Annotated in this window: 14 protein-coding genes; 7 read left to right on the forward strand and 7 right to left on the reverse strand. The window is 67.8% G+C overall.

The genetic code is table 11. The features are described from left to right. Positions 1-20 precede the first annotated feature (20 nt). The 6 genes from A9Z05_RS16420 to A9Z05_RS16445 form a co-directional block, all read right to left on the reverse strand. Positions 21-389, reverse strand: a complete 369-nt coding sequence (locus A9Z05_RS16420; RefSeq protein WP_069619015.1) for a copper-binding protein — start codon at positions 387-389, stop codon at positions 21-23. Beyond that, on the reverse strand, positions 386-3,592 hold the full coding sequence (locus A9Z05_RS16425) for an efflux RND transporter permease subunit (protein ID WP_069619016.1): 3,207 nt from the start codon (positions 3,590-3,592) through the stop codon (positions 386-388). The genes A9Z05_RS16420 and A9Z05_RS16425 overlap by 4 nt, the downstream gene beginning before the upstream one ends. After that, a complete protein-coding gene (locus tag A9Z05_RS16430) occupies positions 3,589-5,112 on the reverse strand; it encodes an efflux RND transporter periplasmic adaptor subunit (protein WP_069619017.1) in 1,524 nt (507 codons plus the stop codon). Before A9Z05_RS16430 ends, A9Z05_RS16425 begins: the two co-directional genes overlap by 4 nt. 11 nt (positions 5,113-5,123) lie before the next feature. Continuing rightward, positions 5,124-6,416 carry a TolC family protein gene (locus A9Z05_RS16435; RefSeq protein WP_069619018.1) on the reverse strand — a complete coding sequence of 431 codons (1,293 nt, stop codon included), beginning with the start codon at positions 6,414-6,416 and terminating at the stop codon, positions 5,124-5,126. 91 nt (positions 6,417-6,507) lie between these two features. Next, on the reverse strand, positions 6,508-6,894 hold the full coding sequence (locus A9Z05_RS16440; RefSeq protein WP_069619078.1) for a hypothetical protein: 387 nt from the start codon (positions 6,892-6,894) through the stop codon (positions 6,508-6,510). A gap of 86 nt (positions 6,895-6,980) precedes the next feature. Continuing rightward, complete coding sequence (locus A9Z05_RS16445; RefSeq protein WP_069619019.1) at positions 6,981-7,613, reverse strand: glutathione S-transferase C-terminal domain-containing protein; 633 nt, start codon at positions 7,611-7,613, stop codon at positions 6,981-6,983. 136 nt (positions 7,614-7,749) lie between these two features. On the opposite strand from A9Z05_RS16445, the gene A9Z05_RS16450 reads away from it, so the two are divergent. The 5 genes from A9Z05_RS16450 to A9Z05_RS16465 all read left to right on the forward strand — a co-directional run bounded on the left by A9Z05_RS16450 (position 7,750) and on the right by A9Z05_RS16465 (position 10,613). Beyond that, on the forward strand, positions 7,750-8,130 hold the full coding sequence (locus tag A9Z05_RS16450; protein ID WP_069619020.1) for a helix-turn-helix domain-containing protein: 381 nt from the start codon (positions 7,750-7,752) through the stop codon (positions 8,128-8,130). An 18-nt stretch (positions 8,131-8,148) separates the two neighbouring features. Beyond that, positions 8,149-8,523, forward strand: coding sequence for a hypothetical protein (locus A9Z05_RS16455; protein ID WP_069619021.1), 375 nt, complete (start codon positions 8,149-8,151; stop codon positions 8,521-8,523). 40 nt (positions 8,524-8,563) lie between these two features. Beyond that, positions 8,564-8,719 (forward strand): hypothetical protein, encoded by a 156-nt coding sequence (locus A9Z05_RS36950; protein WP_176730212.1) that lies wholly within the window; start codon positions 8,564-8,566, stop codon positions 8,717-8,719. 283 nt (positions 8,720-9,002) lie between these two features. Next, on the forward strand, positions 9,003-9,887 hold the full coding sequence (locus tag A9Z05_RS16460; RefSeq protein ID WP_069619022.1) for a helix-turn-helix transcriptional regulator: 885 nt from the start codon (positions 9,003-9,005) through the stop codon (positions 9,885-9,887). 135 nt (positions 9,888-10,022) lie between these two features. Beyond that, positions 10,023-10,613, forward strand: coding sequence for a GNAT family N-acetyltransferase (locus A9Z05_RS16465; RefSeq protein ID WP_069619023.1), 591 nt, complete (start codon positions 10,023-10,025; stop codon positions 10,611-10,613). Between the two features lie 41 nt (positions 10,614-10,654). On the opposite strand, the gene tam is transcribed toward A9Z05_RS16465, so the two are convergent. Then, positions 10,655-11,440: a trans-aconitate 2-methyltransferase gene (gene tam / locus A9Z05_RS16470; RefSeq protein WP_069619024.1), complete on the reverse strand. Its 786-nt coding sequence runs from the start codon at positions 11,438-11,440 to the stop codon at positions 10,655-10,657. Positions 11,441-11,579: 139 nt separating this feature from the next. Here tam and A9Z05_RS16475 point away from each other — a divergent pair, with 139 nt between their 5' ends. Next, the gene (locus A9Z05_RS16475) at positions 11,580-12,470 is read left to right on the forward strand and encodes a LysR family transcriptional regulator (RefSeq protein ID WP_069619025.1); all 891 of its coding nucleotides are present in this window, start codon (positions 11,580-11,582) and stop codon (positions 12,468-12,470) included. Between the two features lie 145 nt (positions 12,471-12,615). Further along, on the forward strand, positions 12,616-13,899 hold the full coding sequence (locus A9Z05_RS16480) for a cystathionine gamma-synthase family protein (protein WP_069619026.1): 1,284 nt from the start codon (positions 12,616-12,618) through the stop codon (positions 13,897-13,899). The last annotated feature ends 47 nt before the right edge of the window (positions 13,900-13,946 follow it).

Consider the following 13,946-nt stretch of genomic DNA (forward strand, 5'->3'; position numbering starts at 1 on the left):
CAACGCCCGCATCCGGACGATCAGGAACCCTTGACGAGCTTAACGATCGTCAACGTGCCGTCGACCTTCTCGATCCGCACCCTGACCTTGTCGCCCGCATGCGCTTGCGCGAGCATCGCCGCATCCTTCGCCTTGAATGCCATCGTCATCGGCGGCATCCCGACGTTCTCCAGCGCGCCATGCTTCAGCGTGATCTTGCCGCTCGCGGCATCGACCTTCTTCACTTCGGCGTCGGTCAGCGCGGCGTTCGATTCCGCCGCGCCGTCCGACGACATCTTCATGCCGGACATGTCCATGCCCGACATCTCGCCGGCGGCAAACGCCGGTACCGCGAAGGCACTCAGCGCGACGACGGCGGCTGCAGTGGCGATCAATTGATTCATCTTCATCGTGATTCTCCGGTGGGAAGGGATGGCACGTTCGTGCCGGAAGGAACGGCATCGGAATGCCGCGTGGGGCCCGCGCTTCGCGCACGACGGCGTTGAAGTAGAAGCCACGCGGCGGGAATGACGAACATCGACAGGAGCGGCGCCGTGACCATGCCGCCGACCATCGGCGCGGCGATGCGCTGCATGACTTCGGAGCCGGCGCCGTGGCCGAGCATGATCGGCACGAGCCCGGCGAGCACGACGGCGACCGTCATCGCCTTCGGCCGCACGCGCAACACCGCGCCTTCGCGAATCGCGTCGAGCAGCAACGCATCGGTCAGCGGTTCGCCGGCATCGAGCCGGCGCTGCAGCGCGCCCTTCAGGTACAGCAGCATCACGACGCCGAATTCGGCGGCCACGCCCGCCAGTGCGATGAAACCGACCGACGTCGCGACGGACACCGCATGGCCGAGCACCCACACGAGCCAGAACCCGCCGACCAGCGCGAACGGGACCGTCGACATCAGCAGCAGCGCGTCGGCCGCGGAATCGAACGTGACGAACAGCAGCACGAAGATCACGACGAGCGTGACGGGCACGACGGTGCGCAGCGTCGCCGCCGCGCGTTCGAGGTACTCGAACTGCCCCGACCACGCGATCGAATAGCCCGGCGGCAACGCGACCTGTTGCGCGACGGTCTTCTGCATCGTACGGACGGCCGTGCTCAGGTCGGTACCGCGGAGATCGACGTACACGTAGCCGGACAGCCGTGCGTTCTCGCTGCGGATCATCGGCGGCCCGTCGGCGATCGCGACGTGCGCGACGTCGCCGAGGCGGATCTGCGCGCCGCGCGCGGTGACGATCGGCAGTTGCCGCAGGTTCTCGAGCGAATCGCGAATCTCGCGCGGATAGCGGATGTTGATCGGGAAGCGCTCGCGCCCGGCGATCACTTCGCCGACATCCTCGCCGCCGATCGCCGACGATACGACCGACTGGATATCGGCCACCGACAGCCCGTAACGCGCGGCGGCGAGCCGGTCGACGTCGACGTCGACGTAGCGGCCGCCGTTCAGCCGTTCCGCGAGCGCGGACGTCACGCCCGGCACGCGCTTCACGGCCGCCTCGACCTGCGTCGCGATCGCGTCGATTCCCGCGAGGTCCGGCCCGGAAATCTTCACACCGACCGGCGTCTTGATTCCGGTGGACAGCATGTCGAGCCGGTTGCGGATCGGCGGCACCCATACGTTCGACAGCCCGGGCACCTTCACCGTCCGGTCGAGTTCGTCGACGAGCTTCTCCGGCGTCATGCCCGGCCGCCACGCGCTGCGCGGCTTGAAGCGGATCGTCGTCTCGAACATCTCGAGCGGCGCCGGGTCGGTCGCCGAATCGGCGCGGCCCGACTTGCCGAACACCGTGTCGACCTCGGGCACGGTCTTGATCAGCCGGTCGGTCTGCTGCAGCAGTTCGCTCGCCTTGTCCGCCGAGATGCCCGGCAGCGCGGTCGGCATGTACAGCAAATCGCCTTCGTCGAGCGGCGGCATGAATTCGCCGCCGAGCCGCGACAACGGCACGGCCGTCAGCACGAGCGCGACGACCGCGACGCCGATCGCGGCCCACGGGCGCCGCAGCGTCGCTTCGAGCAGCGGCCGGTACAGGCGGATCAGCACGCGGTTGATCGGGTTCGCGTGTTCGTGCGGAATGCGGCCGCGCACCAGATAGCCCATCAGCACCGGCACCAGCGTCACCGACAGCCCGGCGGCGGCGGCGATCGTGTAGGTCTTCGTGAACGCAAGCGGCGCGAACAGCTTGCCCTCCTGCCCTTCCAGCGAAAACACCGGAATGAACGACAGCGTGATGATCAGCAGCGAGAAGAACAGCGCGGGCCCGACCTCCGCGGCCGACGCCGCGACGAGTTCCCGGCGGCGTGCGGCCGTGATCGGCTCGCCGGGATGCGCGCGGTCGTACGCCTCCAGATGCTTGTGCGCGTTCTCGATCATCACGATCGCCGCGTCGATCATCGCACCGATCGCGATCGCGATCCCGCCGAGCGACATCAGGTTCGCATTCACGCCTTGGTAGCGCATCACGATGAACGCGGCCAGCACGCCGAGCGGCAGCGACAGGATCGCGACCAGCGCACTGCGCAGATGAAACAGGAACACCGCGCAGACGATGCCGACGATGACGAATTCCTCGATCAGCTTGTCCGTCAGGTTGTCGACCGCACGCTCGATCAGTTGCGAACGGTCGTAGGTCGTGACGATCTCGACGCCCGGCGGCAGCGAACGCTTCAGGTCGGCGAGCTTCGCCTTCACCGCGTCGATCGTCGTCAGCGCGTTCTTGCCCGAGCGCATCACGACGACGCCGCCCGTCACCTCGCCCTGCCCGTTCAGTTCCGCGATGCCGCGCCGCATCGCCGGGCCGACCTGGATGCGCGCGACGTCGCCGAGCAGGACCGGCGTGCCGGTGTCGTCGGTGCGCAGCACGACGTGACGAAAATCGTCGAGCGTGCGCAGGTAGCCGGACGACCGCACGATGTACTCCGACTCGGCCAGCTCGACGACCGAGCCGCCGGACGCCTGGTTGGCCTTGCCCAGCGCCTCCGCGACCGCCGCCTGCGTGATGCCGTACGCGCGCAGCTTGTCCGGATCCAGCACGACCTGGTACTGGCGCACCATGCCGCCGATGCTCGCCACTTCCGATACGTCCGGCACGGCCTTCAGCTCGAACTTCAGGAACCAGTCGTTGAGCGCGCGCAGTTGGCCGAGATCGTGACGGCCGGTGCGGTCGACGAGCGCGTATTCGTATACCCAGCCGACGCCGGTCGCATCGGGCCCAAGCGACACGGTCGCGCCCGCCGGCAGCCGGCTCTGCACCTGGCTCAGGTATTCGAGCACGCGCGAACGCGCCCAGTACGGATCGGTGCGGTCGTCGAACAGCACGTAGACGAACGCGTCGCCGAACGACGAGTACGCGCGCACGGTTTTCGCGCCCGGCACGCCGAGCAGCGTCGTCGTCAGCGGATAGGTCACCTGATCCTCGACGACCTGCGGCGCCTTGCCCGGATACGACGCCTTCACGATCACCTGCGTGTCCGACAGGTCGGGCAATGCGTCGAGCGGCGTCTGTCGCAGCGAATGCACGCCCCATGCAGCGAGCAGCACGGTGGCCAGCAGCACCAGAAACCGGTGATGGACGGACCAGTGAATGATGCGCGCGATCATCGCTCACCTCCCTGCGGCTCGACCTTCGTCAGCCGGTAGCCGTCGTCGGCCTGCGTGAACGCGAAGCGCACGGTCTGGCCCGGCTTCACGTCCGGAAACGCGTGCGCCGACGGCTTGCCGAACGCCATCGTCATCGCGCCCCAGCCAAGCGCCGGCACCGGCTGATGCGAGAACGTGATGTCGTCGGCCGTGACCTTCTCCACCTTGCCGGTGGTTTCGTAGACCGGCGCGGTTGCCGTCGCGGACGACGCGGCCGAGCTCACCCCTGCCGCCCGCGCGAGCCGCGGCAACACGCTTTTCAGGCTGGCTTCCGAATCGATCAGGAACTGCCCCGACGCGACGACCGTGTCGCCTTCGTTCAGCCCGTCGAGCACTTCCGTGTCGCCGCCGACGTCGTTGCCGACCGTCACCGACACCGGCTGCAGCCGGCCGTCGCCGTGCTTCGCGATGACGATCGTGCGCTGGCCGGTCGCGATCACCGCCTCGGACGGCACGAGCAGGCGCGACACCGTCTCGTTCGCGGCGACCCGCACGCGCATCAGCATGCCGGGCGTGAGTTTCAGCGACGCGTTGTCGATCTCCACGCGCGCCTGCAGCGTCCGGCTGCCCGTGCTGATGCCGGGCAGCACTTCGCGGATGCGTCCGCTGAAATGCCGGGCCGGATCGCCCGCGAACGTCGCGTCGACCGACATCCCCGGCTGCACGTTCAAGGCGAGCGCTTCCGGCACCTCGACGATCAACCACAGCGTCGACAGCCCGGCGATCTTCACGAGTGTCTGACCGGGCGCGACCGTCTCGCCGTCGCGCACGTTCAGCTCGCTGACGACGCCGGTTTCCGGCGCGCTCAGCACGACGTGCGTCTGCGCGCGGCCGGTGCGGTCGAGGGCCGCGATCATCCCGTCCGGGATCGACAGCGCCCGCATCCGTGCGCGCGCCGCATCGAGCAGGCTGCCGTCCATCCCGCCGCGCTTCAGCGCGAGATACTCCTCCTGCGGCGCGAGCCAGTCGGGCACGAACAGCGATGCGACCGGCGCGCCCTTCGCGATGCGCTGCATCGGCGCACGCGCGTACAGACGATCGATGTAGCCCGTCACACGCGACTGCACGACCGTCGCGCGCGCTTCGTCGAACTGCGTGGTGCCTACCGCGTCGAAGCCGGCCGCCGTCTGCTGCCGACGCACGGTCGCATAGCGGATGCCGAGGTTCTGCTGCAGGCCCGGATCGATCCGGATGCCCGCCGCGGCACCGCCTTCGTCCGCATAGACCGGCTGCAACTGCATGTCCATGAACGGCGATTTGCCCGGTTTGTCGAAGTGCTGGTTCGGCACCATCGGGTCGTGCCAGTACAGCACCTTGCGTGCGGCCTGCTGCGCCGGCGCGTCCGACGGCGCGGCGGCGGGCATGGCGCGCGGCGCCGCGTCGTCCGCAGCATGGCGAACGCCCGCGAAATAGCCGGCGCCCGCGAGCGCCGCACCGGCGGACGCGATCAGCGCCGCACGCATCAGTGATTGCCTTGTCATGAGCGTCTCCTTCACTGCGCGGCGGCCATCGCCGACGGCACGACCTGATATTCGAGCTGCGCCCAGGTCTGCGAGACCTCGCGCCTGAGATCGAGCACCTGCAACTGCGCATCGAGTTGCGCACGCCGCGCGGCGAACGTGTCGGCGAGCGACCCCGTGCCGGCCCGGTACGCGGCCGTCGCGAGCTGCACGCGCTGCTCGGCGGCCGGCAACAGCGCGGCGTCCAGCTGCGCGATACGTTCGCGGCCGCTCGCCAGCGTGTCGGATTGCGTGCGGATGTCGGCCTGTACCTGGCGCAACGTGTCCTCGTACATCAGGCGCGCCTTCGTCGCGAGCGCCGCCTTTTCGGCGACGTCGCGGTTCTGGCGATTCTTGCGATCGAGCGGCAGCGGAATGGAGACGCCGATCGACACCATGTTCGAATACGCGCCGCCGCGCTGCTGGTATGCGATTTCCCATGTCCAGTTGGGGTTGCGCTCGCTGGTCGCGACCGCGGCGTCGGCTTCGGCCACCGCGATATCGTTCGCGGCGGCGACGAGTGCCGGCTGCGACAGGCGCAGCTCGTCCGACGGCAACGACGATACGAAGGATTCGGGCGCGGGCGGCGTACCTGCCACGTCCGTCACGGGCGCCGCCGTCCAGCGGCCCAACGCGACAAGCGCGGTGCGATACGCCTGCTGCGCCTTGAGCACCTGGTCCTGCGTCCGAGCGAGCATCGCGCGGGCCTGCACGACGTCGCCCGCGCTCGCCTTCGCGCCGCGATACGACGCCTGCGTCGCGTCGAGTTCATGGTTCATGTGACCGAGCAGCGCCTGCTGAAGCGCGAGCGCCTGCTTCGCATAGACGGCATCCAGCCACGCCGTCGCGGTCTGCCGGCGCACGGCCGCCAGTTGCACGAGATAGCCGGCGCGCTCGCGGCCGACCTGTTCGTCGGCCAGCGCGGTACGCAGCCGCCGCTTGTCTCCGGACACCCATTCCTGCTCGATGCCGATGCGGCGCATCGTCATGAAGTCCTGGCCGACGGTGAAGCGCTGCCCGCCGTTGACCGGCAGGTTGTCGATACCGGCCTTGAGCATCGGGTCCGGCAACTGCCCGGCCCTGACGGCCGCTTCGGAACGCGCGAGCACGGAAGCCTGTGCTGCCTGCATCGATGCGGAACGATCGGTGGCGGCCTGTAGCGCGGCGTCCAGCGTCAGCGGCGCCTGCTGCGCGTGAACGGCGCCGGCCACCAGCAGCGCGGCCCACGGTACGGGCGCGCGCCGACGTGCACGCGGCATGCGCCGCGTGCGGAAAGCGAATGACATGGTGTAACCCCAAATCGGAACCCAAAGGGATTCCACGTCCTGCGCGCAGGACGAACCTCACCGCGTACGCGGCGAACCGGTCAAATCGGGATCAGCTGATGCGTGGCGGGCGCCACAACCCGTTCGGGTCGCGAGCCGGGACGGACTGCGTGTAGTGGAAGACGATCGTGCTGGCGAATGCGGCGGGACGGCTGACGTCGGCGCGGGCGGCCGGGTGGTAGAGACTGCCGAACTGGCATTGGGCCGTCACCTTGCAGGCCGAGCCCTTGGCTTTGGCCTTCGCGTGATCGGCGGAGGACGGCTGCATCGAATCGCAGCCGTTCATGTCGGCGGACATGGCCATGTTCATGCCCGTATCCGCCTCCATCGACATCGTGTGCTGCATTGGACATTCACCGGTCAGGCCGCTGGCTGCCAGCCCAGTGATGGGCAGCACCGCGCACAGCAGCAGCAGGATGAAGGTCCGAAACAGTTTCATGGCGGCGATTATAGCGCGGGCTGCAGCGGCATGCCGCTGCGTCGCGACGGCGAAACGACGCGCCTTCCCGCCGCAGCCGCCACGGGTCATCGCAGCAGGTTGTCCGCCGCCAGCACCTGCTGCACCGCCGGCCGCGCGCGCACCCGCTCGTACCACGCACGCAGATGCGCATGCCGGCTCAGGTCGATATCCGCGTTGTACACGGAACGCATCCAGTCGGCCTTGCCCCAGCCGGTCAGCGCGAACAGGTACGCATCGGCGACCGTGAACGTGTCGCCGGTAACGAACGTCCTGCCGTCGAGCTGGCGGTCGATCCACGCGAAGCGACCGTCGAGCTTCTGCCGTACGGGCTCGACGTACTTCCCCGCCTGCACCGCATACAGCAGCGGGATGAACCCCTTGTGGATCTCGGTGCCGAGAAAGTTCAGCCATTCCATCAGCCGGTAGCGCGCGAGCGTGCCGTAAGCGGGCGCAAGCGCAGCCGCCGGGCGCTGGTCCGCGAGATACTGGGCGATCACCGGCCCTTCGCGCAGCATCGTGCCGTCGTCGAGCTCGAGCAGCGGCACGTAGCCGAGTTCGGTCACGTCGTAGTAATCGCGGCCGCCGTCGACGACATGCTTGCGCGCGTCGACCTTGACGATCTCGGCGTCGAATCCGCCTTCGCGCAGTACGATGCAAATAGCCTGCGAACAGCTGCCGGGAGCGTGATAGAGCTTCAAGCGTTTCCTCCGTGGGTTGTCCATGTATCGATTCGCCGCGACGCGGGCGCTAATATCTCGCATCGGCGCAGCGCTGGGAAGACGGCAGTCGTTTGTGCCGTAGTCACAAAAAATTTACCGACCAGGATTCGGCACGATGAAAACGAGTGCGACAGGATGTTCCGTTGAAGAAGCGATGCGCCTGCTCGGCGGCCGCTGGCGGCTGCTGCTGGTGTCGTATCTGCTCGACGGGCCGCGCCGCTTCAGCGACCTGCGGCGCGACATGCCGGGCATCTCGCAGCGCATGCTGACGCTCGACCTGCGCGCGCTGGAAGACGCGGGGCTCGTGCGGCGCACCGTCTATCCGGAAGTGCCGGTGCGCGTCGAGTACGATCTGACCGCGGACGGCGACCGGCTGCGGCCGGTGGTCGACGTGATGCGCGAATTCGGGCTGTGGCTGAAGGCGCGCGATGCACAGGCCGACGCGATGCTCGACGCCGGGGCTGCGACCGAAGCGACGATGCATGCTCACAAATAACGCCTTCAGCAGGAATCGATGCTCAGGGAACTTCACGCTACCGTCGGCGCGGCCACGTCCGATCTCGACGATGACGAAAGCTTCGCCAACATCTACTGTCACGATGCGGAGCAGGACTATTGCTTTGCGCTGTCGCGCTTTCCGGACGACACGCTGATCGAAGTGATGGTGCGCGACCAGCTCAACGTACGCGTCAAGGATCTGTCGGTGCGGCTGACCGACGATACGATCAACGTCGAGATCGAGCCCGGCGTCGCCGCGCGCCTCGACGGCCAGACGCGTTATGTGATCCATCTCGCGCCCGGACAGTACGATCCGGTCACGCTGCGCGCCGCGCTGAAGGAGATCTTCGTCGGCAAGAACGGCTATCGCGACGACAGCACGCACGGCTGACCGGTCGCCTGCGCGCGCTCCTTCGCCACGACAACCGCTCATGACACGCTTCGCGCGATTCCACCCGCTTCCCTGTGTCGCCGCGCTGCGGGGCGGCACGGCGGGGCACGCGACCACCTACATCGCCGCGATGGCGCTCGCCGGTAGCCTGTCGTACGGGCTGCTCGTCGGCAAGGTGGAGCGTATCGACGCATAGACGCACACGAAAAAGGCGCAGGCGCACCGACTCGTTTACACTGCCCCGGTATACCCTCTTCCGGGTGACGCGCGACGTTTTACGGGGCGAACGGATCGACAGGACGCCTGCCGGCATTTCCCGCTGATGGCGTCCTTCGCGGCAAACGCGGGAATCCAGCCGCTTCAACGGCCGGCCCCGCTGATAACGGGCTTGCGGCCCCCTTCCGACGGCAAGCCGAACCCATGCTTTTTTCGTATCAATGGAACGCGCGTCATGGGCGGAACAGGCCCTTGGGAACCGCATGCTGCTCAACGTGAACGCCATCCACCGCGACGACGATCGCGTCAACCTATCGTTCAAGGCATTGGGCGAGCTGATCGAGACGGTCGGCACGCCGCACTTCGTGCCGCGCCTCACGCAACTGCTGAACGATATCGTGCCGCTCGACGTCGCACACGTCGAACGCTCGCGCGTCGATGGCACGATGCCCACAGGCTATCGTTGCGAATGGATCGGCAGCAGCGGCATCGGCGCCGCATCCACCGAAATCTCCGACGTGATGACGCTCTACTACGAGCGCTTTCTCGACAGCGACCCGCTGTTCGCGGGGCTGCGCGGCAAGACGGGCACGATGCTCGTCGTGCGCGACATCGCGGCAATCCCGCCCGGAGAATTTCGCCAGCGGCTGTTCGACGACGTGCATATCGGGCATGAATGCGTGCTCGCACGCGGCACCCGCTATTCGCAGCATTCGATCGCACTCGAGCGCGGCCGCGACCGGCCGCCGTTCACGCTCGCCGAGATGAACCGCTTCCGCAGCATCAGCGACATGCTGTTTCCGCTGCTCGAACTGCATGCGTCGACCACCGCCGCACGGCGCATCGCGCACGCGACGCCCGACCTCCATCCGCTCGCGCAATTCGATGCGCGTCTCGCGGCCGACGGCGTGAAGCTGTCGAAGCGCGAATACGAAACCTGCAAGCATCTGCTCTCGGGCAAGACCGTGCCGGAAACCGCCGGCATTCTCGGCGTGCGCGTCGCGTCGGCCGAGTCGTACGTGAAGCGCGCATTCGCGAAGCTCGGCGTGCGCACGAAGCGCGAACTCGCCGCGTGGGGTTCGGCCACCGCCGTGCTCCCCGCCGCCGGATCGCGCGACGACGGCGCACCGCGGGCCATCCCGCGCTGACCCGAGCCGCCGCGTCGGCGTCCCGGCGCAGTGAACGAAGCAACGACAAGGACGCGATACGGCGCGCATTCATCGCACCGACGATCGCATCACGGATACCATCACGTCATCCCGCCGAAGACAGGACACCGCCCCATGGACCGAGCCGAACACATCAGCATCGAACCAACGCTCGCGCTTGCCGCCGACGAGCTGAACGAATGCGATTTCTCGTTCGACATCGCGTGGGAATTGAATGCGCCGTATCAGGACTTGCTCGATCTTCGCGCGCTGCCGGCGCGGCGCAAGGACTACGGCTTCGATCCGGCTGGCTGGGCGAGCGAAGCGTCGGGCCGAACGGCGCTGTTTCGCGCGACGGCCGGCGAGCGGCTCGCCGGGTTCGTCGCGATCGAGGAAAGCTGGAACGGCATGGCCGAGATCGCGGAGTTGGCCGTCGACCGCCACTGCCGACGCCAGGGCATCGGGCAGCTCCTGCTGGCGGGCGCGGAAGCGTGGGCGCGCAGCCACGGATTCCGCTTCATGCGGCTCGAAACGCAGGCGAACAACGTCGCGGCGTGCTCGACGTATGCGCGCGCGGGCTTCGCGCTCGGCGGCTACGACCGCTTCCTGTACGCCGGTGGCGAGAACGCCGGGGAAGTCGCGCTGTTCTGGTACAAGGACCTGCGCGACGGGCAGACCGCGCGAAGCCGCACGGTCGACCCGGCATCCGTGCAGCCGGTGCGCTGACGCACGGCCATCGGCCCGATCCATGCCGCGTCGTTGCCGCGTTACTTGCGCGTCGCCACGATGAACAGGCGCGGAAACGGCAGCAGCACCGTGCCGTCGTCCTGCACCGGGTAACCGTTCGGCCCGGCCAGCGCGTCGCGATAGCGCGCGACAAACGCGCGCCGTTCGGTGTCGTCGAGCGCCGCGAGGAACGGCCGCAATGCACTGCCCTTGAACCATTCGACAACCGCATCCGCGCCGCCGCGCAGCAGGTGGTAATAGGTCGTGCGCCACACGTCCACGCGCGAACATAGCGGCGCGAGCAGCGCATGGTAATAGCGCGCATCGAACCGCTCGGTGCGCGCCGCGCCTTTCAGCTTGTCGGCCCACGGCCCGGCCGCGGCGACTTCTCGCATCAGCCGGTGCGCGGGTTCGTCGAGATTGTCGGGCATCTGCACCGCGAGATGGCCACCCGGCGCGAGGCGGCCGACGAGCCTCGGGAACAGCGTGTCGTGCGCGGGCACCCATTGCAGCACCGCATTCGACAGGATCAGGTCGTAGCCGCCCGGATCGTCCCAGGTGGTGACATCGGCAAGGTCGAAACGCAGCGCCGGCAGGCGCTTGCGCGCGGCCGCGATCATGTCCGCCGACGCGTCGATCCCGTGGATCGTCGCGTCGGGTGCGCGTGCGATCAACGCTTCCGTCGAATTGCCCGGCCCGCAGCCGATATCGATCGCGGTGCGGATCGGTGTATTCGGCACGGCGGCCAGCAGGTCGCGCACGGGGCGCGTGCGTTCGTCCTCGAACTGCACGTATTGGTTAGCGTATTGATCGAGCGGGGTCGTCACGATAGATCTCCTTGTCGGCATGAGCGGCCGCCGCGCTTCCGCGTAAGGGAATGCCGCAGGCCGCCGATGCAGCGCATTCTGCGACGGCCGGCGACATTCAGTAAAATGAATTTAATATCGTGATTGATTCAAAATTCTGATGAAGATCGATACGCTCGGTGTCCAGGCTTTCGTCGCGATCGCCGACGGCGGCAGCTTCAGGCAGGCAGCCGATACGCTGCACGTCACGCAAACGGCGATCACGCAGCGGCTGCGCAAGCTCGAAGCGTATCTCGGCGTCGCGCTGGTCGAACGCACGACGCGCCGCACCACGCTGACCGAGATCGGCCGGCGTTTCCTGCCGCAGGCGCGCCGGCTGCTGAACGAACTGTCCGACGCATTGACCGAAATCCGCGAGACGGGCCTGAGCCAGCGCGGCGACGTCACGATCGCGTGCGTGCCGACGGTCGGCGTGCAATACCTGCCGCGCATCCTGCGCGCGTTCTCCGGGCACCGGCCGCACGATCGCGTGAAGATTCTCGATCATGCGTCGGCGTCGGTGCTGCAGGCGGTGCTGCGGCGCGAGGCCGAATTCGGCATCAGCATCGCCGGTGACCAGCACCCGGAACTCGTCAGCGTGCCGCTCACGCACGATCCTTATGTGCTCGTGTGCCGCGACGATCATCCGCTCGCGAAGCGGCGGCGCATCCGCTGGACGGCGCTGCAGCCGCATCCGCTGATCTTCGCCGGCGAAGTGAGCGGCAATCGCGGGCTGCTCGAAGGCGCGCTGAAGACGAGCGGTGTGTCGCTGCATTCGTTCTACGAGGTGCAGCGCAGTTCGACGGCGCTCGGGCTCGTCGCGGAAGGGCTCGGCGCGGCCATCGTGCCGAAGCTCGCGATCCAGAAGAATGCGTATCCGATGATCCGCACGATCGAGCTCGTCGAGCCGTCGGTGTCGCGCACGCTCGTGCTCGTCATGCGGCGGAACGCACAACTGTCGCCCGCCGCGCGGGCGCTGTACGACATGATCGTCGAGCGGGCCGCACCCTGACGATAGTGTCAGGGGTGCGTCACGAAGCAGCGCCTTCGGGGTAGTATCGCCACACGCGGTCGCGACGACCGGTGCCTACCCGGCGCCGCACGCGTCATGCCGCCGCTGCAACGGCTGTTCCTCACCACCCCGCACGGAGCACTGCATGGCCTATCGCAACTACCACAAGCGCAAGATTGCAGACCGGGAACTCCATCCCGAAACCCAGATGATGTCGTACGGTTACGATCCGTTCCTGTCGGAAGGGTCGGTGAAGCCGCCCGTGTTCCTCACGTCGACGTTCGCGTTCCGCACGGCCGAGGACGGCGCCGAATTCTTCGACGTCGTGGCCGGGCGCAAGCCTTTGCCCGAAGGTGAAAGCGCGGGCCTCGTCTACAGCCGGTTCAATCACCCGAACCTCGAGATCCTCGAGGATCGCCTCGCGCTGCTCGACGATTCCGAAGCCGCCGTCGTGACGTCGAGCGGCATGTCCGCGATCGCCGCGATCCTGCTGACGTTCCTGCGGCCGGGCGACTGCGTCGTCCAGTCCGTGCCGCTGTACGGCGGCACCGAAACGCTGATCTCGAAGTTCCTGCCCGAGTGGGGCATTCGCTCCGAGGTAATCGCCGACGGGCTGTCCACCCGTGCGATCCGCGCCGCGCTCGAAGCGGCCGCGCAGAAGGGGCACGTGCGGATGTGCTACATCGAGACGCCCGCCAACCCGACCAACGCGCTGTTCGACCTCGAAGGGCTGCGCAGCGAGATCGATGCGTTCGAGGCTCGCCACGGCTATCGCCCGCTGTCGGTCTGCGACAACACGCTGCTCGGGCCGCTGTACCAGAAGCCGTCGCGCCAGGGCATCGACCTGAGCGTGTACTCGCTGACGAAATACATCGGCGGGCATAGCGACCTCGTCGCCGGCGGCGTCACCGGCACCCGCGCCCTGATCACGAAGATCCGCTCGTTCCGCAGCACGCTCGGCTCGCAGCTCGACCCGCATTCGTCGTGGATGATCACGCGCTCGATGGAAACGCTCGTGCTGCGCATGCAGCAGGCCGCGCGCAGCGGCAGCGCCGTCGCGCGCTGGCTCGCCGACAATCCGTATCGGCCGGTGCGCGTGCTGCACCCCGAGCTCATCGACGATCCGGCCTACCAGGCCGTCTACCAGCGTCAGTGCAGCGGGCCCGGCTCGACGTTCGCGTTCATCCTCGACGGCGGCCGCGAGCAGGCCTTCAGGTTCATCAACCACCTGACGCTCTTCAAGTCCGCGGTCAGTCTCGGCGGCACGGAGTCGCTGATCTGCCATCCGGCGTCGACGACGCATTCGGGCGTGGCGGCCGAGGCGCGCGCCGCGGCGGGCGTGTCGGAAGGGTTGATTCGCGTGTCGGTCGGGCTCGAACATCCGGACGATCTGATCGCCGACCTGTCGTACGCGCTGGAGCATTGCTGATACGCGTGGCATGCGCCCCGTGCGGGTTCGTACGGAGCCGGTCCCCG

Origin of the sequence: Burkholderia sp. A2, from assembly GCF_001729305.1 — a bacterium.
GTDB classification, from domain to species: domain Bacteria; phylum Pseudomonadota; class Gammaproteobacteria; order Burkholderiales; family Burkholderiaceae; genus Burkholderia; species Burkholderia sola.

Coding starts and splice junctions, on each gene's coding strand:
- A9Z05_RS16420 (WP_069619015.1), bottom strand. CDS start 389: ATGAAGATGAATCAATTGATCGCCACTGCAGCCGCCGTCGTCGCGCTG.
- A9Z05_RS16455 (WP_069619021.1), top strand. CDS start 8,149: ATGCTCAGGGAACTTCACGCTACCGTCGGCGCGGCCACGTCCGATCTC.
- A9Z05_RS16475 (WP_069619025.1), top strand. CDS start 11,580: ATGAAGATCGATACGCTCGGTGTCCAGGCTTTCGTCGCGATCGCCGAC.
- A9Z05_RS16430 (WP_069619017.1), bottom strand. CDS start 5,112: ATGACAAGGCAATCACTGATGCGTGCGGCGCTGATCGCGTCCGCCGGT.
- A9Z05_RS16435 (WP_069619018.1), bottom strand. CDS start 6,416: ATGTCATTCGCTTTCCGCACGCGGCGCATGCCGCGTGCACGTCGGCGC.
- A9Z05_RS16425 (WP_069619016.1), bottom strand. CDS start 3,592: ATGATCGCGCGCATCATTCACTGGTCCGTCCATCACCGGTTTCTGGTG.
- A9Z05_RS16450 (WP_069619020.1), top strand. CDS start 7,750: ATGAAAACGAGTGCGACAGGATGTTCCGTTGAAGAAGCGATGCGCCTG.
- A9Z05_RS16465 (WP_069619023.1), top strand. CDS start 10,023: ATGGACCGAGCCGAACACATCAGCATCGAACCAACGCTCGCGCTTGCC.
- A9Z05_RS16440 (WP_069619078.1), bottom strand. CDS start 6,894: ATGAAACTGTTTCGGACCTTCATCCTGCTGCTGCTGTGCGCGGTGCTG.
- A9Z05_RS16460 (WP_069619022.1), top strand. CDS start 9,003: ATGCTGCTCAACGTGAACGCCATCCACCGCGACGACGATCGCGTCAAC.
- A9Z05_RS16480 (WP_069619026.1), top strand. CDS start 12,616: ATGGCCTATCGCAACTACCACAAGCGCAAGATTGCAGACCGGGAACTC.
- A9Z05_RS36950 (WP_176730212.1), top strand. CDS start 8,564: ATGACACGCTTCGCGCGATTCCACCCGCTTCCCTGTGTCGCCGCGCTG.